Origin of the sequence: Hoeflea sp. 108 (assembly GCF_000372965.1) — a bacterium.
Classification (GTDB): Bacteria; Pseudomonadota; Alphaproteobacteria; order Rhizobiales; family Rhizobiaceae; genus Aminobacter.
The window spans coordinates 2,753,595-2,772,525 of sequence record NZ_KB890024.1 but is presented as its reverse complement, the minus strand read 5'-3'; the positions used below and the strand labels follow the sequence as shown (position 1 = coordinate 2,772,525).

Sequence of the window (18,931 nt, the reverse complement as noted above, 5' to 3'; positions counted from 1 at the left end):
AATGATTAAGGGATTGTTTGCCATATGAGCCGTTCGTGGTCCGGCAGGCCGCGGCAGCGCCGTTTCCAGCGTCCGCACAGCCGATGGCGCAAGCTTGCCGATTACGCGTTGACGGCTGCGATCCTTGGCCTTCTGGTGCTGGTGTCGGCACGCCTCGACCGCTTGGGCACACGCACCGCCGAGGGCGTTGCCGTGATCAACGACGGCGATTCGATCACGCTGCAGGGCGAACGCATCCGCCTGCGCGGCATCGATGCGCCTGAGTACGCGCAGATCTGCCGCAAGGACGGCGAGGACTATCCCTGTGGTCGGCGTTCGCGCGAGGCGTTGTCGAAGATGGTGGCTGGCAAGACTGTCAGCTGCACCGGCTGGGAGCGCGACAAATACGGCCGGCTGCTCGGCGAATGCACCGCCGGTGGCGTCAATCTCAACCGCGCGCAAATTGTTGCGGGTTGGGCAGTCGCATACGGCGACTACGATGCCGAGGAGGACATTGCGCGCCGTGGCCGCCTGGGCGTCTGGGCCGGCGATTTCGAGCGTCCGCGCGACTGGCGCCGCATGCACGACGACATGGTCGAGATCGAGCACGGACCCTATGGTCGGATATGGAACTGGCTGCGGGAAATTTTTCGATTCTCGTAGCTTGCGGCCTATAGTTGGCATGGAGAGCAAGGAGGCATCATGAAGCTGTTCGATGGAGGCAAGGCGCCTAATCCGAGGCGCGTGCGCGTGTTCCTGGCCGAAAAGGGCATCGAGGTGCCTGTCGTGCGTGTCGACATGGGGGCGTTCGAACACAAGCAGCAGGATGTCACCAGCCGCAACCCGCTGCAGCGGCTGCCGGTTCTGGAACTCGACGACGGCACCGTGCTTACCGAATCCGTCGCCATCTGCCGCTATTTCGAGGAGCTTCATCCGGAGCCGGCACTGTTCGGGCGCGGTGCGCTGGGCAAGGCACTGGTGGAGATGTGGCAGCGCCGCATCGAGCTTAACCTGTTCTTGCCCGTCGGGTTCGCTTTCCGCCACATCCATCCCGCCATGAAGACGTGGGAGGTGCCCCAGGTGCCGGAGTGGGGCGAGGTCAACAAGCCCAAGGCTGTCGACTTCCTTGGCCTGCTCGACAAGGAGCTGGCGGGCCGCGAGTTCGCTGCCGGAGATGCGCTCTCGATTGCCGATATCACCGGACTGATTGCCATCGACTTCATGAAGCCCGCGCGCATTGCAGTGCCCGAGGAACTTTCGAACGTGCGGCGCTGGCATGCCGCGCTGTCCGCACGGCCGAGTGCCGCCGCGTGACGATCTCGATGGAACTCGGCGAACTTGTCGCTGAGATCAAGGCCTGCCGCATCTGCGTGGAACAGCCTGTCGGCAAGCCATTGCCGCACGAGCCGCGACCGGTGGTGGTGCCCTCGGCCTCGGCTCGCATCCTGATCGCCGGACAGGCGCCGGGCACCAAGGTGCATCTCAGCGGCGCGCCGTTCACCGATGCGTCGGGTGACCGGCTGCGCGATTGGCTGGGAGTCAGTTCTGATGAGTTCTACGACCCAGACAAGTTCGCGATCGTGCCGATGGGCTTCTGCTTTCCCGGGCAGGACGAAAAGGGTGGCGACCTGCCGCCACGGCGCGAATGTGCCCCTGCCTGGCGCGCGCGGCTGATGGCGGGCATGAAGCAGGTCGATGTCGTGCTGGCGATCGGGCAGTATGCGCAACGCTGGCACATGGAGGCGGCGAGGGCGCGGTCTCTGACCGATACCGTGGCCGACTGGCGGGCTGCCTGGGCGCGCTCGTCTTCGCCGCACGTCCTGCCTTTGCCTCATCCTTCCTGGCGCAACACAGGTTGGATCAAACGGAATCCGTGGTTCGAAATGGAATTGCTGCCTTTCCTTAGGACAGAAATCCGGCGTCGTCTGCATGCCGGCGCGCGCAAATAATAACCGCGAATGCGGGGTGCGTGGAGAATTCCTTTCTTGTATGATGGTCTGATTATCACGATTATGGCGAACCTTTTCTAACGGAGCCAAAAATGGACCGCCTCGACAGAAAAATTCTCCGCCTCCTCCAGGAGGACGCTACGCTGGCCGTGGCCGACGTTGCCAAGAAAGTCGGACTGTCCACCACGCCTTGCTGGCGCCGCATCCAAAAGCTGGAGGAAGAGGGCGTCATCAAGCGTCGCGTAGCGCTGCTCGATCCCGAGAAGATCAATGCGCGCGTCACCGTCTTCGTGGCGATCCGTACCAATTCTCACAGCCATGAGTGGCTTCGTCGGTTCTCCGAAGTGATTCAGGAGTTTCCCGAGGTCATCGAGTTCTACCGCATGAGCGGTGACGTTGATTATTTGCTGCGTGTGGTCGTGCCCGATATCGGCGCTTACGACGCCTTTTACAAGCGGCTGATCGCCAAGATCGAGATCCGCGACGTGTCGTCGTCCTTCGCCATGGAGCAGATCAAGTACACGACCGAAATGCCGCTCGACTACATGCTGCTCGACAAGGAAAGCGGCGCAAGCGCCGCCTGATCAGCGCTTTGCGTCGATGCGCGCAAGCGTCTTCGGATCGGTGAGTTCGCGTACGGCGTCCTTGCCGATCCAGCGCGCCGCCTTGTTGTCCAGGGCGGCCAGCTTCTCCGACAGCCGAAGTGCCGGAGCGTGAAGGGCAAGCGAGCGCTTGCCGACCTGTCTCAGCGCCCAGTTCACTGCCTTCTTGACGAAGTTCCTGTCATCGCCTGCGCGAGCCTCAATGAGGTCGAGCCAGGCGACGAACGTGTCGTCTGGTTCCTTCTTCAGATGAACGGCCGCAGTTGCGATGGTCGAGAAGGCCGTGCGGCACACGAACTCGCGTTCGTCCGCCGCGTAGGCCGGGATGATCTCGTGTGCGAGCTTTGCCTCGCAGATGAGATAAGCCGCGTGGTCGACGATTTCCCAGCTGCCGAACCCGGCGGCCATTGCATCGACTTGCGCTCGCGTGACCTTCGATGGCTCGTCGGTCAGGATCGCCAGAAGGCGCGCCTCGCGGACGTCGCTAGTCCATAGGACTCGGGCGCGGACGTGATCGCGCTTCAGTTGACGCGCGATCGGGTTGAGCACGGCGTTGGAGATGCCGAGGGCAAAGTCGGTGACGATGCCGAGGCGGGCCATGCTCGCACGGCTTTCGTTCGAGGCGAGCGTGTGCAGATGCGCCACGATCTCGTCTGCGGTCGATGCCGGCGACAGCGCCATGTGGCGGCTCTATTTCTCGAGTCGGGCGAGCAGGGACGAGGTGTCCCAGCGGCCGCCGCCCATCGCCTGCACGTCCTTGTAGAACTGGTCGACCAGCGCGGTCACCGGCAGCTTGGCGCCGTTGCGGTCGGCTTCGGCCAGGCAGATGCCGAGATCCTTGCGCATCCAGTCGATGGCAAAGCCGAAATCATACTTGCCGGCATTCATGGTCTTGTGACGGTTCTCCATCTGCCAGGAACCGGCCGCGCCCTTGGAAATGACGTCGACCACCTTTTCGATATCGAGCCCGGCCTGCTTGCCGAAATGGATGCCTTCGGCCAGGCCCTGGACGAGGCCGGCGATACAGATCTGGTTGATCATCTTGGTCAATTGGCCGGAGCCCACCGGGCCCATCAGGCCGACCATGCGGGCAAAGGCGTCGATCACTGGTCTGGCGCGATCGAAGCTTGCCTGGTCGCCGCCGACCATGACCGTCAGCACGCCGTTTTCGGCGCCGGCCTGGCCGCCAGAGACGGGGGCGTCGAGGAAGTGGAAGCCACGCGCTTCGGCCTCCGCGGCGAGCTCACGCGCGACCTCGGCCGATGCGGTGGTGTTGTCGATGAACACCGAGCCCTTCTTCATCGCGTCGAACGCGCCGTTCGCGCCGATCGTTACCGAGCGCAGGTCGTCGTCGTTGCCGACGCAGGCGAAGACGAAATCTTTGTCCCGGGCCGCTTCAGCTGGGGTCGGGGCATGGCGGCCGCCGTGCTGGGCTGCCCATTTTTCGGCTTTGGCCGCGGTGCGGTTGTAGACGGTGACGTCGTGCCCGCCTTTGTTCTTGAGATGACCGGCCATGGGATAGCCCATGACCCCGAGACCCAGGAACGCGACCGATGCCATGCCAGACCCTTTCAAAACGCTGTTCGTTGCCCCGTGGTCTAGCGCATCGGCACGAAAATCGGAATCGATTTTCGGAAGGCACGATGCGTCGTTTCAAACACATAGAGCGACTTGGGCAGATTCGTCAGGACTATGACGCCAGAGCCGGCTAGCGATGCAGATGGCGAGTAATCCGGCGCTCGATCCAGTCCACTCCGTGACGCAACGCCTCAACCATCGACAGGTAGAGCAGGGCGGCCCACAGATAGGTCTGAAAATCGAAGGTGCGCGAGAATGCGCGCCTGGTCTCGCCCATCAGGTCATAGACCGTGATGATGGCGACGATGGCCGAGCCCTTGACCATGAGGATGATCTCGTTGCCGTAGGGACGCAGAGCCACGACCAGCGCCTGCGGTAGGATCACCTTGTACATCGTCTGCAGCTTGGACAGGCCGAGCGCGGAGGCTGCTTCCCACTGCCCCTTGCCGACGCTCTCGATGGCGCCGCGCAGGATTTCCGCCTGGTAGGCAGCCGTGTTCAGCGCAAATGCAAGCACCGCGCAATACCAGGCTTCGCGGAAAAATCCCCAAAGGCCGATGGCCTCGAGCTGCGGGCGGAAGGAGCCAAAGCCGTAATAGATCAGGAATGTCTGGGCGAGCAGCGGCGTGCCGCGGAAGAAATAGACGTAGCCGTAGGAGATCGCATTCAGCACGCGGTTGCTGGACATGCGCGCATAGCAGATCGGCAGCGACAGGATCGAGCCGAGCACGATGGAGATCGCAACCAGCGTCAACGTCACGCGGACGCCGGACAGGTAGCTCGGCGCATATTTGTTGAAGAGCTCGGGGTTCCAGGCGCTGATCAGATAGGCGACCAGGGCGATACCAAGGGCGATCCAGAGACTGACGAAGACCCAGCCGAGAATGCGCTCCCGTGGCCATCCGCGCGGCGGTGCGGGCGGACGCTGAACTTTCTCCACCGTTTCGGTCGAAGCGTTCATCGTGCGGCCTCCCGCTTGCCGACTTTGCGCTCGATGGCGCGGATGCCGAAAGACGAGATGATGGCGAGGGCCAGGTAGATGAGGCAAGCGACGCTGTAGAACAGGAAGGCCTCCTTGGTGACCCGCGAGGCGATGCTCGCCTGGCGCAGGATGTCGGTCAGGCCGATGGCCGACACCAGCGCGGTGTCCTTGAGCAGGATCAGCCAGAGATTCGTCAGGCCGGGCAGGGCGATGCGCACGAGCTGCGGCAGGACCACCAGACGCATCGTCTGCCGTGGCGAAAGCCCGACCGAATAGCCGCCCTCATATTGCCCGCGCGGAATGGCGCGGAAGGCGGACAGGAACACTTCGCTGGCGTAGGACGAGAAGACGACGCCGAGCGCGACCATGCCGGCGATGAAGCTGTTGATTTCCACCGTGGTGTCCGGGCTGATGAGCCGGACAACCTGCTGAATGCCGATCTGCGCGCCGTAAAATACAAGGAACAGCGTCAGCAGTTCGGGCAGGCCACGGAAAATGGTGGTGTAGATGTTGCCGGCCAGCCGCATGGACGGTTCGCTCGACTGCTTGGCGAGCGCGACCAGGAAACCGATCAACAGGCCCAGCGGCAATGTGACGAGAGCGAGCGAGACGGTGGTGAAGACACCGTAGGCAAGGGCGCTGCCCCAGCCTTCTGGCCCGAAACTTAGAAGCGCCCAGATGCTCTGCATCGGTCGACTGTCCCCTTTTGCCTCACCTTGCGGGAGGCGGTCCGCCTTTGGCGGCGGCTTGTTGTTATGTCCATGTTAGCCGAACGGCGGGAGCTTGTCCCGCCGCCCGTCAATCCTTCAGGCCGCTATGGGCTTAGTCGCCATAGACGTCGAACTTGAAGTACTTGTCGTTGATTTCCTTGTACTTGCCGTTGGCGCGGATCGCGGCGATGGCCGCCGTGAACTGATCGGCCAGGGCGGTGTCGCCCTTGCGGACGCCGACGCCGGCGCCTTCGCCGTGGATCTCAGGCATGTTCGGAATGGTGCCGACGATCTTGCAGCAAGCGCCATCCGCGGTTTCAAGCCACTGCGAGATCGAGACGAGATCGTCGCTGACGGCGTCGAGACGGCCATTGGCCATGTCGAGCTTGTATTCTTCCGCGCTCGGATAGGACTTGATGGTGCTGTCGGTGAACACCTTCTCGGCGTAGTTGTAGTGGATGGTCGAGCCCTGCACGCCGATCGTCTTGCCGGCCAGGTCTTCCTTGGTCACACCCTTGATGTCGCTGTCCTTGGCGGCGGCGATCACGGCGGGCGTGTTGATGTACTTCTTCGAGAAGTCGATCTTTTCCTTGCGCTCGGGCGTGATCGACATCTGGGCGATGATGGCATCGAACTTGCCGGCCTGAAGCGCCGGGATCATGCCGTCCCATTCCTGGGCGACGATCTCGCACTTGACCTTCATCTCGTCGCAAAGCGCGTTGGCGATGTCGACGTCGAAGCCGACCAGCTTGCCGTCGGAGGTCAGGTTGTTGAAGGGAGGGTAGGCGCCCTCGGTGGCGATCGTGATCTTCTTGTCTTGCGCCTGCGCAGCTCCAAGGGTGAGCGCGAGTGCCGCAGTGGCGGCCAAGGCGATACGCGTGGAAATCCTCATAATGCTCCTCTCTGTACGCTTCCGGTCGTTACCTGTCCCAATCGCCGGATGCCGGAAGCGTTCCTTCCGTTGATGGCGGGGATACTCCCACTGTTTTCAGTTAGAAATCAATCGTGAATCGGGCTTTTGTTACACTGGTTGCAAGCATTCGGGCTGACGTAGCGTCAGTGTTTTGCAAGGCCCAGGCGTTGCTCGATGAAGTCGGCGATGGCCCTGATATCGTCGATGCCGAAGACGGGAACATTCTCTCCTTCGACCTGATGATCGGCTGCAACCGCCACGATGGACGGATCGTTCGGCGCCAGCGGCGCGCGGTCCTTGGCCTCGATCCGGCGGGCCTCGATCTTGAGGTGGCCCTCGCGCTTGTAGCCTTCCACCAGCACCATGTCGCATGGAGCGATGCGGCCGAGCACTTCGTCCAGTGTCGGCTCGTCTTCGCCGCGCAGTTCATGCATCAGCGCCCAGCGGCGTCCCGAGACGATGGCGACTTCGCTTGCGCCGGCCTCGCGGTGGCGGAAGCTGTCGGTGCCCGGCTTGTCGATGTCGAAGTCGTGGTGGGCGTGCTTTATGGTTGAGACCTTCCAGCCACGCCCGGTCAATTCGGTGACCAGGCGCTCGGTCAGGGTCGTCTTGCCCGAGTTTTTCCACCCGGTGATGCCGAAGACACGATGGGTCATCATTCAACTCCGGCGAGCAGGCGTTCCGCCTCGGCGAGATCGTCGGGCGTGTTGATGTTGAAGAACGGATCGACCCTGGCATTGCCGAAACGCATCTCGGGGAAGTCGACTGCGGCCATGCCCGCCTGTTCCATGAAGGTCATGACGCGACGGCTGTCGGCGCCTTGGAGAAAGCCGGCAAGGGCGACGCGCAGCGACACCGGCCACAGTGCAAAGGTCGGGTGCACGCGGCCATTGGAAGCCGCTACAGCGATGCGGTCCTCGACTGCATGATGGGCGAGCTTCTGGGCCAGGTCGGCTGGGAAAAACGGCGTGTCGCCGGCGACGCTCAGCACATGGGTAACGCCGGCGAGCTCCTTTGCCCATTCGAGCCCGGTCAGAACCCCGGCCAGCGGTCCCTGGTAACCTGCAATCGTATCGGCAATCACCTCGGCGCCGAAATGCGCGAAATGCGCCGGATCGCCATTGGTGTTGATAACGACAGGCGACGCTTGCGGCGCGAGCCGGTCGAGCACATGGCGGATCATCGGTCGCCCGCCGAGCGCAAGCAGGGTCTTGTCGGTGCCGCCCATGCGGCTGGAGCGTCCGCCCGCAAGGATGAGGCCTGCGATAGCAGTCATCACACGCCGTCCGGAGCCATTGTCGGGCTCGTGCTTTCGGCCGCGGGACGACCTTTGCCCACGAGGCGCTCGCGATAGAGCGAATAGAGGCCCGACGCGACGATCATTGCGGCACCCGTGATCATGGCGGTATCGGGAATGTCGCCGAAGACGAAGATGCTGAGCGAGATCGCCCAGATGAGCGCCGTGTAGCGGAAGGGCGCGATGAACGAGACCTCGCCTTCACGCATCGCCATGATGACGAACTGGTAGCCGAACAGCACCAGCACTGCCGCGCCGCCGAGGTACATCACGAGTTCCAGCGGCATCGGCGTCCAGCCGCCGAAGGGCACGATGGTGAATGCGCCGGTCAGCGTGATGACGATGGTGGTGACGGTCGAAACGAACAGCGAGGGCACATGCCCGGGAATCTGGCGGGTCGCCAGGTCGCGCACGGCGCAGAAAGCAACCGAAAGCAGCGCCAGCAGCGAAAAGGCGTTGAAGCCGTCAAAGCCGGGCCGGACGATGATCAGCACGCCGCCGAAGCCGACCACGATGGCCAGCCATCGGCGCCAGCCGACGCCTTCGCCGAGGAACAGCGCCGCCCCCATGGTAACTGCAAGCGGCAGGGCCTGAAGCACGGACGAAATGTTGGCGAGCGGCAGATGGGGCAGGGCCGCGAGGAAGCAGACAGTGCCGCCGACCTCGCCGATCAGGCGCAGCAGCACCATGGGGTGCCAGTAGTCGCGGGCGCCCTTGAGCGCTCCCCGGTGCCAGGCCAACAGGCTGATGAGAACAGTGGCAAAGACGCCGCGCACCAGCATCAGCTGGCCGGGATTGATCGTCTGGGCAGCAAGCTTGCTCAGCGTATCGTTGAAGGTGAAGGCGGCCATCGCGACAACCATGAAGCTGGCGCCGCGAACATTCGAGGAAAGTGGCAATTGAGCCTTCCATTGCTGCTGTTGCCTACGGCTTAAGCAGAGCCGCGCCAAACAGCAATGCCAAACACATGGACCAGCCCGGCAATTGCGTCACGGACCGTTGAGACTGTCGGCGATACGACCGATGAGCGGGTCGTATTTCGCCTTGGCCGTGGCAGGATATTTGAGCAGGAAAGCGTGAATGACACCGCTGCGACCGAATTCGAGGCGCTGGTAGAAAATGGAATTGCCGTCATGCCCTGACAGCACGACCCAGTCCTTGCCCACCTTGCGATAGGTGACATTCATGCCTTCGGAACTGAAATCGGCGAGTTGGGCCGGTGTCTGCTCGAGCGCATTGTAGGAGCCATAGACTGCGAGACTTGCCCCATCCGCGGCAGTGAATGTCATGCCGTCGCCATTGGCGGGCGGTGGCAACCGATCGATGAAGATGTCGCGCGGAAACGTCACCGAGGTCCAAAGCGGGCGTTGGTGTAGATGAAGGGCTTTGCCACAGCAGGTGCTGCAACCGCCAATGACAAGGAAATTGCGGGCAGCATCGTTGCCAGCCGGTAAGCCATACCACCCACTCCTTCTATGGAAGTCCAATGCTTGCGCGGTTAGTGGCGCCGTGCCGTCAGCCGCCGGTGACGCTCATGTGGCGCGATACGGACGGGCGGTTGGTGTGGCGGTCTATGATGAAATCATGCCCCTTGGGCTTGCGGCCGATCGCTTCATCGATTGCCCGTGAAACCAGCTCGTTGCCCTCTGAAGCGCGCAGCGGTGCGCGCAGATCGGCGTCGTCTTCCTGGCCGAGGCACATATAGAGCGTGCCGGTGCAGGTCAGGCGGACACGGTTGCAACTTTCGCAGAAATTATGCGTCATCGGCGTGATGAAGCCGAGCTTGCCGCCGGTCTCGGCGACCTCGACATAGCGGGCGGGACCACCGGTCTTGAACGGGATGTCCTTCAGCGTGAACTGGCGTTCGAGGCTTGCCCTGAGCAGCGACAGCGGCAGGTACTGGTCGGTGCGGTCGGCGTCGATCTCGCCCATCGGCATGGTTTCGATGACCGTCAGGTCCATACCGCGGCCATGGGCCCAGCGCATCATCTCAGGGATTTCCAGGTCGTTGAAGCCCTTAAGGGCAACGGCGTTCAGCTTGACATGGATTCCGGCGGCAAGTGCCGCATCGATGCCTTCCATTACCTTGGCAAGGTGACCCCAGCGCGTGATGGCGTGGAACTTAGTGGGGTCGAGCGTGTCGAGCGACACGTTGATGCGGCGCACGCCGCGATCGGCTAGTTCGCTGGCGAAACGCGACAGCTGCGAGCCGTTGGTCGTCAGAGTCAGCTCTTCAAGCGCGCCGCTTTCGAGATGGCGCGACAGCTGGCGCACCAGATGCATGATGTTCTTGCGCACGAGCGGCTCTCCGCCGGTGAGACGCAGCTTCTTCACGCCTTTTTCGATGAAGACGGTGCAGAGCCGATCGAGTTCTTCCAGTGACAGCAGGTCCTTCTTGGGCAGGAAGGCCATGTCCTCGGCCATGCAATAGGTGCAACGGAAATCGCAGCGGTCGGTCACCGACACGCGCAGATAGGAAATCGCACGCCCGAACGGGTCGATCATGCTGGTGTCGTGCATTCCCATGTCGCCTCTGCTCACTCCCTGCAAGCGGTTTCCCAGACCGCTCTCTTTCATGTCGTTCAAAAAACATTACCCTTCAAGTGCCAAGGGCCCTGTTCAGGTAACATTTAGCTGGCTGGCAGGGCAATCTTTGCCGGCCACGCCGCCATTATTGCATTTTTCGAAGCCGGATCGCCTATCAATTTGCTGATGGAACCGGGCAGCTCGTGTCGCCTTCATCGCATTTGAGGTAGTTCCGGAAGTCCTTGATCCGTTGTTCGGTCATGCCGTCCCTGCATTGCAGCACCGTCATTGGGTAGATGGAGCCCTGGGCAACACCCGAGCTGGAGAATTCGCATTCGGCGTCTCGGAAGGCGACCCAGGACCTCTGGGCACTGACCAGCAGCTTGGACGCCGCCCGGTCGTCCTTCAGCCGGCCCTGTATCTGCTTGTAGAGCGCATTCAACTCGGCGTCCGACGCGATCAGCGCCTTGTCGGCACACTCGGTCATGGCCGCCTGGTTGCTGGCGCTCGAGCAGTCGTCGACCGCATATGCGGCTGGCGCTGCCGCAAGGGCGAGGAGGCCGGCGACCACAGGCATTTTGAAGGCCAGGTTCCGCATTTCAAACTCCTTCCAGCCAGTCTCGCTGCCAGGTTTCCAGCAACACGCTAGCAAGGGCAGGGCATGCTTGCCAATCGGTGCGGTTTGGGCGTAACCGGAAGTGTCATTCAGGGAGCAGAAATGTCAGCGCCAAAGGAACTCAGGGTCTCCAAGGACCGCAAGCTGTTGACGGTGACTTTCCCAGATCACCATCCCTTCGAGCTGCCGGCAGAGCTGTTGCGCGTGCTTTCGCCTTCGGCCGAGGTCCAGGGCCATTCGCCGGAGCAGCGCGTGACCGTGCCGGGCAAACGCGATGTTGCGATCCTGAAGATCGAGCCGGTGGGCAACTACGCCGTGCGCATCACCTTCGACGATTTCCACGACACCGGCATCTTCACCTGGAACTACTTGCACACGCTCGGCCACGAGAAGCAGACGCGCTGGCAGGCCTATCTCGACGAGCTGGCCGAGAAGGGGCTTTCCCGCGACAGATAGGGCTGTCGTCGCCAGTTCACACTTGTCGGCTAAGGACCACGCGCACAGCGAAAGGCAGGACGATGTCGGTGATCTCGACGGTTGAAGAACTCGAAGCGCTCTACGGCCTTCCCGGTGAAACCTCGCTGGTGAAGGAACTCGACCATGTCATCCCTGAGTATGCGGCCTTCATCGAGGCCTCGCCCTTCGTTTCGCTGGCAACCACCGGGCCCGAGGGACTGGACTGCTCGCCGCGCGGCGATCTTCCGGGCTTTGTCCGCATCCATGATCCGCGCACGCTGATGATGCCCGACAGGCGCGGCAACAACCGTGCCGATTCGCTGAAGAACATCATCAGGGATCCCAAAGTGGCGCTGCTGTTTCTTGTGCCGGGCTCTGGCACGACGCTGCGCGTCAACGGCCGCGCTCACGTTACCATCGACGCCGAGCTGTGTGCGTCGTTCACCGTCGAGGGCAAGCCAGCGCGCTCGGTTACGGTCGTCCAGGTCGATTCGGTCTATTTCCAGTGCGCCCGCGCCATCGTGCGTTCTGAATTGTGGAATCCGGAGCGCCATGTCGATCCGAAGTCGCTTCCGACGCCCGGGCAGATTCTTGCCGTGACGAGCCGGGCAAACATCGACGGCGAGGCCTATGATCGCGAATGGCCGGAGCGGGCCAAGAAGTCGATGTGGTGACGACGGTCACCGGCGATTCAAGACAAAGTGATCCGGCGACTGTAACTTCGGCGGAGCCTAGGACGTATACCGGCCATCAAGCTGGGAGATGTTCCGTATGAAGCCCTGGACCGACCGTGCCGGCAAATTGTCGCCGGTGAAGGCAATCGTATTCGCCGGCACGTTCGTGCCGGCCGCACTGCTTGCCTACTACGCGACGGCAGGTTTCCCTCAAGGGGGCTCGACCAGCAGCTTGCTCGGCCCGCGTCCCTATGCGGCGGCCATCCATTTCACCGGCGACTGGGCGATCCGCTTCCTGATGATTTCGCTCGCCATCACGCCGCTCCGGCGCATCGGGCAGTGGCCCAAGCTCATCATGGTGCGCAGGATGCTCGGCATAGCAGCGCTCTGCTATGCGCTCGGCCACCTCGTGCTCTATTTCTTCGACATGAACTGGGACGTGCTCAGAGTTGCCAGCGAGATCGCGCTGCGTATCTACCTGACGATCGGTTTCGTCGCCTTGCTTGGGCTGGCGGCATTGGGTGCGACGTCCACGGACGCCGCCATCAAGCGTCTCGGAGGCAACTGGAACCGGCTGCACAAGATCGTCTACGGCATAGGCATCCTGGCTGCGCTGCACTACTTCATGCAGTCCAAGGCCGACGTCTATCAGCCGACCCTGCTGGCGGGCTTCTTCATGCTGCTGACGCTGTATCGGCTGGCACATTGGCGCGGCTTGAGCCTGAACTCGGCATGGGTGCTCCTGGGCATCGCGGTGACGGCTGCGCTTGCGACCGTCGTCGTCGAAGCCGCCTGGTACGGGCTGGCGACTGGCGTTCCGGTCAACCGCGTGCTCGCTGCCAACCTGCAGTTTTCCTACACCATCCGCCCGGCATGGTGGGTGTTGGCTGTAGGCATGGCCGTGACCGCGCTTGGCGTCGTCAGGTCATTCGGCAAGGCGCCGGCATCGCGAGGGCGGCGGATGGCAAAGGCGGCTGCCTAGGGGTAATCTCAGGACCTCTGCGGCATCTCCGACATTTTCTGGATCACCCGCCCGAATAGGAATGCATAGGTATCCTCGATGTTCGCGACCGCGTGACGATGCAACTCTTCGTCTGCGGGGCATTGCGAGATGATCGCAGCATCATGGCGCAAGCCTGTCACGACCTGGGTGGCCATGGTCGACCAGACCAACCACAAGAGATCGTCATCAGGCCGACTGCGCGTTTATGAGTCTCGTCCTGGTCTGCGAACGGCCCGCTAGTCCCTCAGCGCTTCGGCAACGCGCAGCATATGCGCGCCGATCATGTCGCATTGCTCGGGCGTCGAAGCGCTCATCGCCTTTTCGATCAGGGCGCCATAGGCCTTCAGTGCCTGCAGGAGCAGCGCCTCGCCATCGGGCGTGAGCCTGAGGCGCATGATTCGCCTGTCCTTGGCGTCGGCCTCGCGGTGGACGAGGGCGCGCTTTTCCAGCTGCGGCAGAAGCATGGTGATGTTGGAGCGGCCGACCAGGAGCTTGCGGGCGAGGTCGTGCTGCGACATGTCGGGATGACGGTAGAGGTTCATCAGAACGTCGAGCTGGGCCGGCTTGAGGTCGTGCGGCTGCAACGCGTTGGCCAGCGCACGCTCCATGGAATGGCAGGCCTTGGCCACCGCGACCCAGTTGCGGAAACGCGGATTGTCCCAGGGCAGGTCTTGTCTATTGTTCATAGTTGAACTAATAATATGTTCATGATTGAACTGATGGATGGGCGTTCAATATGGCATCAATCGGGCTGAAGGTCATCCGCCAGCTGATGGGCGTCGGCGAGGTCGTGGCACCTGCGTGGACAGGCCGCGCGGCGTTCGAGCTTTTTCGGCGCGTGCCCAGCGTGCGGAAGATGAGCGATGGCGAAAGACGCGCCGTCGCGCGGGCACAGGACTTCATGTCCGAGGCGCGTCATCACCGAATCAAGACGAGCGGCGACTGCGTTGCCGCCCACGAGTTCCGTCCGCTACAGAGACGGTCCCTGGGCACCGTTCTGGTCATCCATGGCTGGCGATCGCGCACCGAATACATGCGCTCGCTGATCGAAGGGTATCGCGACGCCGGCTACAAGGTCGTGTCGCTCGATCTGCCGGGCCATGGCGGCTCGCTTGGCCGTGCACTCGACATGGCCAAGGCAGTCGAGGCCGCGAGTCTCGCCGCCCAGTGGTTCGGCCCGTTCGCCGCCGTCGTCGGCCATTCCTTCGGTGGAGCGGTTGCCGTCAATGCCGCGGCCGGGACCGTCAGGGGCTTTGCCCCGCTTGCGACGGAGCGGCTGGTGCTGATCTCCGCGCCGAACTCGATGCCGCGACTGTTCCAGGAATTCGCCGGCTACCTCAAGCTGGGACAGCGTTCTCATCGCGCCCTGGAGACACAGGTCGAGCGCGTGACGGGTACGCCGCTGGAGCGCTTCGTCGGTTCGGCGTTGCTGGCCCGACTGCCGGTGCCGACACTGGTGATGCATGCGCCGGACGACCGGGAGGTGTCCGCTGCCGATGCCCGTGCCATGGCCAGCGCTGGCGACCATGTCCGGCTGTTCTGGGCCGAGGGGCAGGGCCACCGCCGTATTCTGTCGAACCGCGAGGTTGTTCGCGAGGCCGTTGGCTTCGTTGCCGACCAGCCGCAGCCGGCCCTGGTTCACTGAACCCTTTTCAGCCTTTCTTGTCGCCAGGTTCGACCGGCAGTCCGGCTGCGCGCCAGGCGGTGAAGCCGCCGAGGATGTGGCGGACCGGTTCCAGTCCCATGTCCTTGGCGGTCTTGGCAGCCAGCGCCGAACGCCAGCCGCCGGCGCAGAAGAACACGAAGCTCTTGCCGCTCGAAAAGAACGCCTTGTGATAGGGGCTATCTGGGTCGATCCAGAATTCGAGCATGCCGCGCGGGCAATGCTGGGCGCCGGGAAGCTTGCCGTCACGCTGCAATTCGCGCGGATCGCGCAGGTCGACGAAGATGGTGCCTGGGTCGTCGAGCAGGGTCGCGGCCTCTTCCGGCGACACCACCTCGACCACGGCATTGGCCTCGTCGAGCAGTTCCTTGTAGCCCTTCTTCACTTTCGACCTCGTCCTGAAATCCATCGGCCTGCAATTTGATCGCATGGCGGGGCGGCATCTGTCATCCCGGCCGGATTGTGCCAGGGGCGGCGGCGGTCACGATGATGTGAAACTGTTCGGCAACAGCTACCCGGAAATTTATGGAAGCTTAACGTTATCGGTATGAATCGATACGTCTGCGCCTTACATCCGCCATTAGGCGACAGGAATGCCCCGAGCGGCGCATGGGGGTTCCAATGAAATTCCCGGGCGGGGGTGGGTGTCCTATGAAGATTGCTTTCCTGAAGAAGCCGATTTCCCTTCCGCTGGTGGCGCTGGCTGCCAGCGTCGCCATGGGGGCACCGCACGCGGGCGCGCAGACATTGCTTGATGTGCTGTTCGGCGGCGGCGGCCGGAGCCCGCGCCAGCAGCACGGCGAGTTTCCGCCGCCGCCCGAGCCGGTGAAGAAGAAGCCGGTGCAGGCAGCCAAGATCAGCGCGCCGACCTATTACAATTACAAGGCCGATGCGATGGTGTCGGTCGACTTCGCCAAGCTGAGCGCCGGCACGCAGTCGGTGTCGCTGGAGCCGTCGCTGGCCGGCACCAGCTTCCGCGAAGCGATCGCCGGCCTCGATGGCTACGATCTCAGCGCTGAAAAGGAAATCGCCAAGGCGCTGCTTGACTACTATTCGGCCAACCCCGAATTCATCTGGGTGACCGGCTATACAGCCAACAGCCGCGCCGAAGATGCCATTCGTGTTCTGGGCGACGCGGCCGGCCATGGGCTCAACCCGGTCGACTATTCCGTTTCCGCGCCGCCGGCCGCCTATGCCCTCGACGACACCAGCGGCAGGCTGAAGACGCTTATCCGCTTCGAGATGGCGCTGTCGGCGCGCGCGTTGCGCTATGTCCACGACGCACTCGGCGGCAGGATCGATCCGAACCGGATCTCCGGCTACTATGATTTCGCAGCCAAACCGCTCGACATGGTCGACGTGCTGAAGAAGCTCAGCCAGGCGCAGGATATCAGGGGCTTGATGGAGTCGTTCCATCCGCAAAACCCGGAATACAAGGCGCTGCGCGTCGAGCTCGAAATGCTTCGCGCCAGCGAGGAAAACACCATCGTTGTCGACCCCAAGCTTTTGCTGAAGCCAGGCGAAACGAGCCCCGAGCTGCCCAAGCTGCTGCACCTGATCAGCCGAAATCTCGATGACGAGATGGGCGGCGAGTTCGGCGAGCTGCTGGCGCGTGCGGTCAACAGCGAGATCTACACGCCGGACCTGGTTCCCGTATTCGAGGCGGTGCAGAAGCGGGCAGGGCTCAAGGCCGACGGCGTCGTCGGTCCGCGTACCGTCGCAACCCTTGCCGGGACGTCGAAGGCCGATCGTCTCGACAAGGTGCTGGTGGCGCTCGAGCAGATGCGCTGGCTACCATCAGACCTCGGCAGTCCCCGCGTGTTCATCAACCAGCCGGCTTTCACCGCGAGCTACATCGACGGTGGCACAGAGAAGCTGAAGATGAAGACGGTGATCGGCAAGACCACCAACCAGACCAGCTTCTTCCAGGACGAGATCGAGCAGGTCGACTACAACCCCTATTGGGGCGTGCCGCAGTCGATCATCGTCAACGAGATGCTGCCGCGCCTGCGCAGCGATCCGAGCTATCTCGACCGCGCCGGCTATGAGGTCACCGATTCGCGTGGCCAGCGTGTTCCTTCGTCGGCGATCGACTGGAGCCAGTACGGCGCCAAGGTGCCTTACAGCGTGCGCCAGGCGCCGAGCGAAGCCAATGCGCTTGGCGAGCTCAAGATCCTGTTCCCCAACAAGCACGCCATCTACATGCACGACACGCCGCAGAAGGCGCTGTTCAATCGCGACAACCGGGCCTTCAGCCATGGCTGCATCCGCTTGTCCGACCCGCGCGGCATGGCTGCGGCCGTGCTTGGCACCGATGTCGATCACGTCGCCGCCAAGCTCAAGCAGGGCCATTCCTTCGAGAAGGTGAACCGCAAGATCCCTGTTTATGTCGCCTATTTCACGGCCTGGCCGGATCTCAACGGCAAGGTCGCATATTTCGGCGACGTCTACGATCGTGATGCCAGGCTGATGGAAGCGGTAGCCAAGACCGAAACGGTACGCGCGCCGAGCATGTAAGGCCCAGTCCGGCTGCATTTCCTGAACAAGAATGGCTTCTGTCAGGTGATGCGGCCGCTCGTTATGACAGCCTCGATGTGCGGACCATGTCGTCCTGCGCCCGATCGATCAGCGCCACGAGCCGCTGGACATCGACATGATAGCCGTCTTCCGCCTTGTCGGCGACGATGGTCGCCATCCGCTGGTCGAGCGCCGGCACCATGTCGGCGATCAACGCATTGAACGTGTCGCAAGGATTGATGACGACGATCAGCGCTCCAAGTGCTGCGCCAAAATGAGCATGCACCCACTGGCTGCCTTCGACGGTGACGACCACTGGCACCTGCGCCAGCGTCGCCAGCAGTTCGGGAAGAGGGGATGTCACATCGCAGATAGCGTAACCTCGGGCAGCCAGAACCTCGGCCACGGCATTCTCATTGATCAGGTCGCGTTTTGCACCGGTCGTCCCCCGGCGCAGGAAGGCGCCCGAGTGTCTTGATGGTTCCAAACCCGAATGCAGCTTCGCATGCAGGGCCCGTGTGCGGGCGTGGCGATGGGTGTTCATTCCACGATCGTCGGTCAACCACATCTCTCGCGCATGAATCATCGGTGCGGGCGAGGGCGACAGGCCGAACAGTTCGCAGTAGGCGCGGCCATGATGCCATGACGGGTTGTAGGGCAGGCAGAGGGTCTCACCCGGTTGAATCAGAAGCGATGCCGGCAAGGAGTCGTTTATCAGGTGGCCAAAGTAGGCCATCGCCACTGGTGTCATCGGGAAAAAGGCTCTGTCTGTGCGCTGGATGGGGTTTGCCAGGGCAGGCTGCAGTGGCGCAGGACCATGGCGCTGCAGGCTGCGGGAAAAGCTGAAAACGCCGCGCGGCGTCGCCAATGCATCGCCGAGCCGGTAGCGAATGGTTCCCCCATGTTGTCGCAACCCGCCCGCAATCCGCATTCGTTCATTGTCGAGATTCGTCGACGGCTGCACGCCAATGACACGATCCCAGTCAGATGGCTCCATGTAGGCCGGCGCCTGCACCAAGCTCTCCGCTTTGGCAATTTGCTCGGATTGAACATCTTCGAGCGCGCCCCGCGACTTTCGCAGTCGTTCGAAGAGCGAGCCTAAAAGAGGATAGAGCCTTGAAGCAACGGACATGCCCCTCATTCCCCCACAGAACTTCGGTATTATAGACTGTTGCTTTATCTATTTCTATTGCTGTTAACCGAGGGGCATTTCCATCGATATTGAGGGAAATAAGTTCGCGAATGCCGCGTTTGGTGCAGTAGATGAACCGGCTGGTGACGTGCAGAAGGCGGATCTGCACCCGCTGGTCGAGCCTGTCGCGGTCGAGCGGACTTTTATGTCCGCCGCATCGGCTTTTCAAACCCGCTCGCCCGGCACGATCTTCGAGTTTGATCTCGCAGCCGCCCTTCCCACGGGGCGTGCACTCCGTTGTCATCGCGCTCTTATTGGCTGCTGAAGGTCACGG

General features: G+C 62.6%; 23 protein-coding genes. 9 read left to right on the top strand and 14 right to left on the bottom strand.

Features of this window, described 5'->3' with window-relative positions:
• The first annotated feature begins 24 nt into the window (after positions 1–24).
• From B015_RS0113760 to B015_RS0113745, 4 genes are all read left to right on the top strand, one after another.
• Complete coding sequence (locus B015_RS0113760) at positions 25–642, top strand: thermonuclease family protein (protein WP_018428287.1); 618 nt, start codon at positions 25–27, stop codon at positions 640–642.
• Positions 643–681: 39 nt separating this feature from the next.
• On the top strand, positions 682–1,293 hold the full coding sequence (locus B015_RS0113755; protein WP_018428286.1) for a glutathione S-transferase: 612 nt from the start codon (positions 682–684) through the stop codon (positions 1,291–1,293).
• A gap of 8 nt (positions 1,294–1,301) precedes the next feature.
• Entirely contained in the window at positions 1,302–1,928 is a 627-nt protein-coding gene (locus B015_RS0113750) for a uracil-DNA glycosylase family protein (RefSeq protein WP_081623557.1), read from the top strand.
• 92 nt (positions 1,929–2,020) lie between these two features.
• Positions 2,021–2,512: an Lrp/AsnC family transcriptional regulator gene (locus B015_RS0113745; RefSeq protein WP_018428284.1), complete on the top strand. Its 492-nt coding sequence runs from the start codon at positions 2,021–2,023 to the stop codon at positions 2,510–2,512.
• Here B015_RS0113745 and B015_RS0113740 read toward each other — a convergent pair whose 3' ends face one another.
• The 11 genes from B015_RS0113740 to B015_RS0113690 all read right to left on the bottom strand — a co-directional run bounded on the left by B015_RS0113740 (position 2,513) and on the right by B015_RS0113690 (position 11,134).
• Complete coding sequence (locus B015_RS0113740; protein WP_018428283.1) at positions 2,513–3,211, bottom strand: DNA alkylation repair protein; 699 nt, start codon at positions 3,209–3,211, stop codon at positions 2,513–2,515. It lies immediately after the preceding gene.
• 9 nt (positions 3,212–3,220) lie between these two features.
• On the bottom strand, positions 3,221–4,090 hold the full coding sequence (locus tag B015_RS0113735; RefSeq protein ID WP_018428282.1) for an NAD(P)-dependent oxidoreductase: 870 nt from the start codon (positions 4,088–4,090) through the stop codon (positions 3,221–3,223).
• A 148-nt stretch (positions 4,091–4,238) separates the two neighbouring features.
• On the bottom strand, positions 4,239–5,069 hold the full coding sequence (locus tag B015_RS0113730) for an ABC transporter permease (RefSeq protein ID WP_018428281.1): 831 nt from the start codon (positions 5,067–5,069) through the stop codon (positions 4,239–4,241).
• Positions 5,066–5,779, bottom strand: coding sequence for an ABC transporter permease (locus B015_RS0113725; RefSeq protein ID WP_018428280.1), 714 nt, complete (start codon positions 5,777–5,779; stop codon positions 5,066–5,068). The genes B015_RS0113730 and B015_RS0113725 overlap by 4 nt, the downstream gene beginning before the upstream one ends.
• A gap of 133 nt (positions 5,780–5,912) precedes the next feature.
• Positions 5,913–6,692, bottom strand: a complete 780-nt coding sequence (locus B015_RS0113720) for an ABC transporter substrate-binding protein (RefSeq protein ID WP_026227254.1) — start codon at positions 6,690–6,692, stop codon at positions 5,913–5,915.
• A 164-nt stretch (positions 6,693–6,856) separates the two neighbouring features.
• On the bottom strand, positions 6,857–7,372 hold the full coding sequence (mobB, locus tag B015_RS0113715) for a molybdopterin-guanine dinucleotide biosynthesis protein B (RefSeq protein ID WP_018428278.1): 516 nt from the start codon (positions 7,370–7,372) through the stop codon (positions 6,857–6,859).
• Complete coding sequence (gene mobA, locus B015_RS0113710; RefSeq protein ID WP_157632736.1) at positions 7,369–7,992, bottom strand: molybdenum cofactor guanylyltransferase MobA; 624 nt, start codon at positions 7,990–7,992, stop codon at positions 7,369–7,371. Before mobA ends, mobB begins: the two co-directional genes overlap by 4 nt.
• Entirely contained in the window at positions 7,989–8,909 is a 921-nt protein-coding gene (locus B015_RS0113705) for a DMT family transporter (RefSeq protein WP_026227253.1), read from the bottom strand. Before B015_RS0113705 ends, mobA begins: the two co-directional genes overlap by 4 nt.
• A 90-nt stretch (positions 8,910–8,999) precedes the next feature.
• A complete protein-coding gene (locus B015_RS33845; RefSeq protein ID WP_245262173.1) occupies positions 9,000–9,299 on the bottom strand; it encodes a hypothetical protein in 300 nt (99 codons plus the stop codon).
• 226 nt (positions 9,300–9,525) lie between these two features.
• Entirely contained in the window at positions 9,526–10,530 is a 1,005-nt protein-coding gene (gene moaA, locus B015_RS0113695; RefSeq protein ID WP_018428274.1) for a GTP 3',8-cyclase MoaA, read from the bottom strand.
• 181 nt (positions 10,531–10,711) lie between these two features.
• A complete protein-coding gene (locus B015_RS0113690; protein ID WP_018428273.1) occupies positions 10,712–11,134 on the bottom strand; it encodes a lysozyme inhibitor LprI family protein in 423 nt (140 codons plus the stop codon).
• Between the two features lie 120 nt (positions 11,135–11,254).
• Between B015_RS0113690 and B015_RS0113685 the strand changes: the two genes are divergently transcribed.
• The 3 genes from B015_RS0113685 to B015_RS0113675 all read left to right on the top strand — a co-directional run bounded on the left by B015_RS0113685 (position 11,255) and on the right by B015_RS0113675 (position 13,264).
• The gene (locus tag B015_RS0113685; RefSeq protein ID WP_018428272.1) at positions 11,255–11,608 is read left to right on the top strand and encodes a DUF971 domain-containing protein; all 354 of its coding nucleotides are present in this window, start codon (positions 11,255–11,257) and stop codon (positions 11,606–11,608) included.
• A 62-nt stretch (positions 11,609–11,670) separates the two neighbouring features.
• Positions 11,671–12,282, top strand: coding sequence for a pyridoxamine 5'-phosphate oxidase family protein (locus B015_RS0113680; RefSeq protein ID WP_018428271.1), 612 nt, complete (start codon positions 11,671–11,673; stop codon positions 12,280–12,282).
• A 97-nt stretch (positions 12,283–12,379) separates the two neighbouring features.
• The gene (locus B015_RS0113675; protein WP_018428270.1) at positions 12,380–13,264 is read left to right on the top strand and encodes a ferric reductase-like transmembrane domain-containing protein; all 885 of its coding nucleotides are present in this window, start codon (positions 12,380–12,382) and stop codon (positions 13,262–13,264) included.
• Between the two features lie 257 nt (positions 13,265–13,521).
• On the opposite strand, the gene B015_RS0113665 is transcribed toward B015_RS0113675, so the two are convergent.
• The gene (locus B015_RS0113665) at positions 13,522–13,971 is read right to left on the bottom strand and encodes a MarR family transcriptional regulator (protein WP_018428268.1); all 450 of its coding nucleotides are present in this window, start codon (positions 13,969–13,971) and stop codon (positions 13,522–13,524) included.
• A 50-nt stretch (positions 13,972–14,021) separates the two neighbouring features.
• Here B015_RS0113665 and B015_RS0113660 point away from each other — a divergent pair, with 50 nt between their 5' ends.
• A complete protein-coding gene (locus tag B015_RS0113660) occupies positions 14,022–14,930 on the top strand; it encodes an alpha/beta hydrolase (protein WP_018428267.1) in 909 nt (302 codons plus the stop codon).
• A gap of 7 nt (positions 14,931–14,937) precedes the next feature.
• Here B015_RS0113660 and B015_RS0113655 read toward each other — a convergent pair whose 3' ends face one another.
• Complete coding sequence (locus B015_RS0113655; protein WP_026227251.1) at positions 14,938–15,333, bottom strand: rhodanese-like domain-containing protein; 396 nt, start codon at positions 15,331–15,333, stop codon at positions 14,938–14,940.
• Between the two features lie 266 nt (positions 15,334–15,599).
• Between B015_RS0113655 and B015_RS0113650 the strand changes: the two genes are divergently transcribed.
• Positions 15,600–17,465, top strand: a complete 1,866-nt coding sequence (locus B015_RS0113650; protein ID WP_018428265.1) for a murein L,D-transpeptidase — start codon at positions 15,600–15,602, stop codon at positions 17,463–17,465.
• 61 nt (positions 17,466–17,526) lie between these two features.
• On the opposite strand, the gene B015_RS0113645 is transcribed toward B015_RS0113650, so the two are convergent.
• A complete protein-coding gene (locus B015_RS0113645) occupies positions 17,527–18,597 on the bottom strand; it encodes a glycosyltransferase 61 family protein (RefSeq protein ID WP_081623479.1) in 1,071 nt (356 codons plus the stop codon).
• Between the last annotated feature and the right edge of the window lie 334 nt (positions 18,598–18,931).

Excerpts from the sequence above, each read along its gene's own strand:
- B015_RS0113660 (WP_018428267.1), top strand. The coding sequence starts at position 14,022 with ATGGCATCAATCGGGCTGAAGGTCATCCGCCAGCTGATGGGCGTCGGC.
- B015_RS0113675 (WP_018428270.1), top strand. The coding sequence starts at position 12,380 with ATGAAGCCCTGGACCGACCGTGCCGGCAAATTGTCGCCGGTGAAGGCA.
- B015_RS0113720 (WP_026227254.1), bottom strand. The coding sequence starts at position 6,692 with ATGAGGATTTCCACGCGTATCGCCTTGGCCGCCACTGCGGCACTCGCG.
- mobB (WP_018428278.1), bottom strand. The coding sequence starts at position 7,372 with ATGATGACCCATCGTGTCTTCGGCATCACCGGGTGGAAAAACTCGGGC.
- B015_RS0113645 (WP_081623479.1), bottom strand. The coding sequence starts at position 18,597 with ATGTCCGTTGCTTCAAGGCTCTATCCTCTTTTAGGCTCGCTCTTCGAA.
- B015_RS0113755 (WP_018428286.1), top strand. The coding sequence starts at position 682 with ATGAAGCTGTTCGATGGAGGCAAGGCGCCTAATCCGAGGCGCGTGCGC.
- B015_RS0113730 (WP_018428281.1), bottom strand. The coding sequence starts at position 5,069 with ATGAACGCTTCGACCGAAACGGTGGAGAAAGTTCAGCGTCCGCCCGCA.
- B015_RS0113680 (WP_018428271.1), top strand. The coding sequence starts at position 11,671 with ATGTCGGTGATCTCGACGGTTGAAGAACTCGAAGCGCTCTACGGCCTT.
- B015_RS0113760 (WP_018428287.1), top strand. The coding sequence starts at position 25 with ATGAGCCGTTCGTGGTCCGGCAGGCCGCGGCAGCGCCGTTTCCAGCGT.
- B015_RS0113750 (WP_081623557.1), top strand. The coding sequence starts at position 1,302 with ATGGAACTCGGCGAACTTGTCGCTGAGATCAAGGCCTGCCGCATCTGC.
- B015_RS0113650 (WP_018428265.1), top strand. The coding sequence starts at position 15,600 with ATGAAGATTGCTTTCCTGAAGAAGCCGATTTCCCTTCCGCTGGTGGCG.
- B015_RS0113665 (WP_018428268.1), bottom strand. The coding sequence starts at position 13,971 with ATGAACAATAGACAAGACCTGCCCTGGGACAATCCGCGTTTCCGCAAC.
- B015_RS0113745 (WP_018428284.1), top strand. The coding sequence starts at position 2,021 with ATGGACCGCCTCGACAGAAAAATTCTCCGCCTCCTCCAGGAGGACGCT.
- B015_RS0113740 (WP_018428283.1), bottom strand. The coding sequence starts at position 3,211 with ATGGCGCTGTCGCCGGCATCGACCGCAGACGAGATCGTGGCGCATCTG.
- B015_RS33845 (WP_245262173.1), bottom strand. The coding sequence starts at position 9,299 with ATGACATTCACTGCCGCGGATGGGGCAAGTCTCGCAGTCTATGGCTCC.
- moaA (WP_018428274.1), bottom strand. The coding sequence starts at position 10,530 with ATGCACGACACCAGCATGATCGACCCGTTCGGGCGTGCGATTTCCTAT.
- B015_RS0113735 (WP_018428282.1), bottom strand. The coding sequence starts at position 4,090 with ATGGCATCGGTCGCGTTCCTGGGTCTCGGGGTCATGGGCTATCCCATG.
- B015_RS0113685 (WP_018428272.1), top strand. The coding sequence starts at position 11,255 with ATGTCAGCGCCAAAGGAACTCAGGGTCTCCAAGGACCGCAAGCTGTTG.
- B015_RS0113725 (WP_018428280.1), bottom strand. The coding sequence starts at position 5,779 with ATGCAGAGCATCTGGGCGCTTCTAAGTTTCGGGCCAGAAGGCTGGGGC.
- B015_RS0113690 (WP_018428273.1), bottom strand. The coding sequence starts at position 11,134 with ATGCGGAACCTGGCCTTCAAAATGCCTGTGGTCGCCGGCCTCCTCGCC.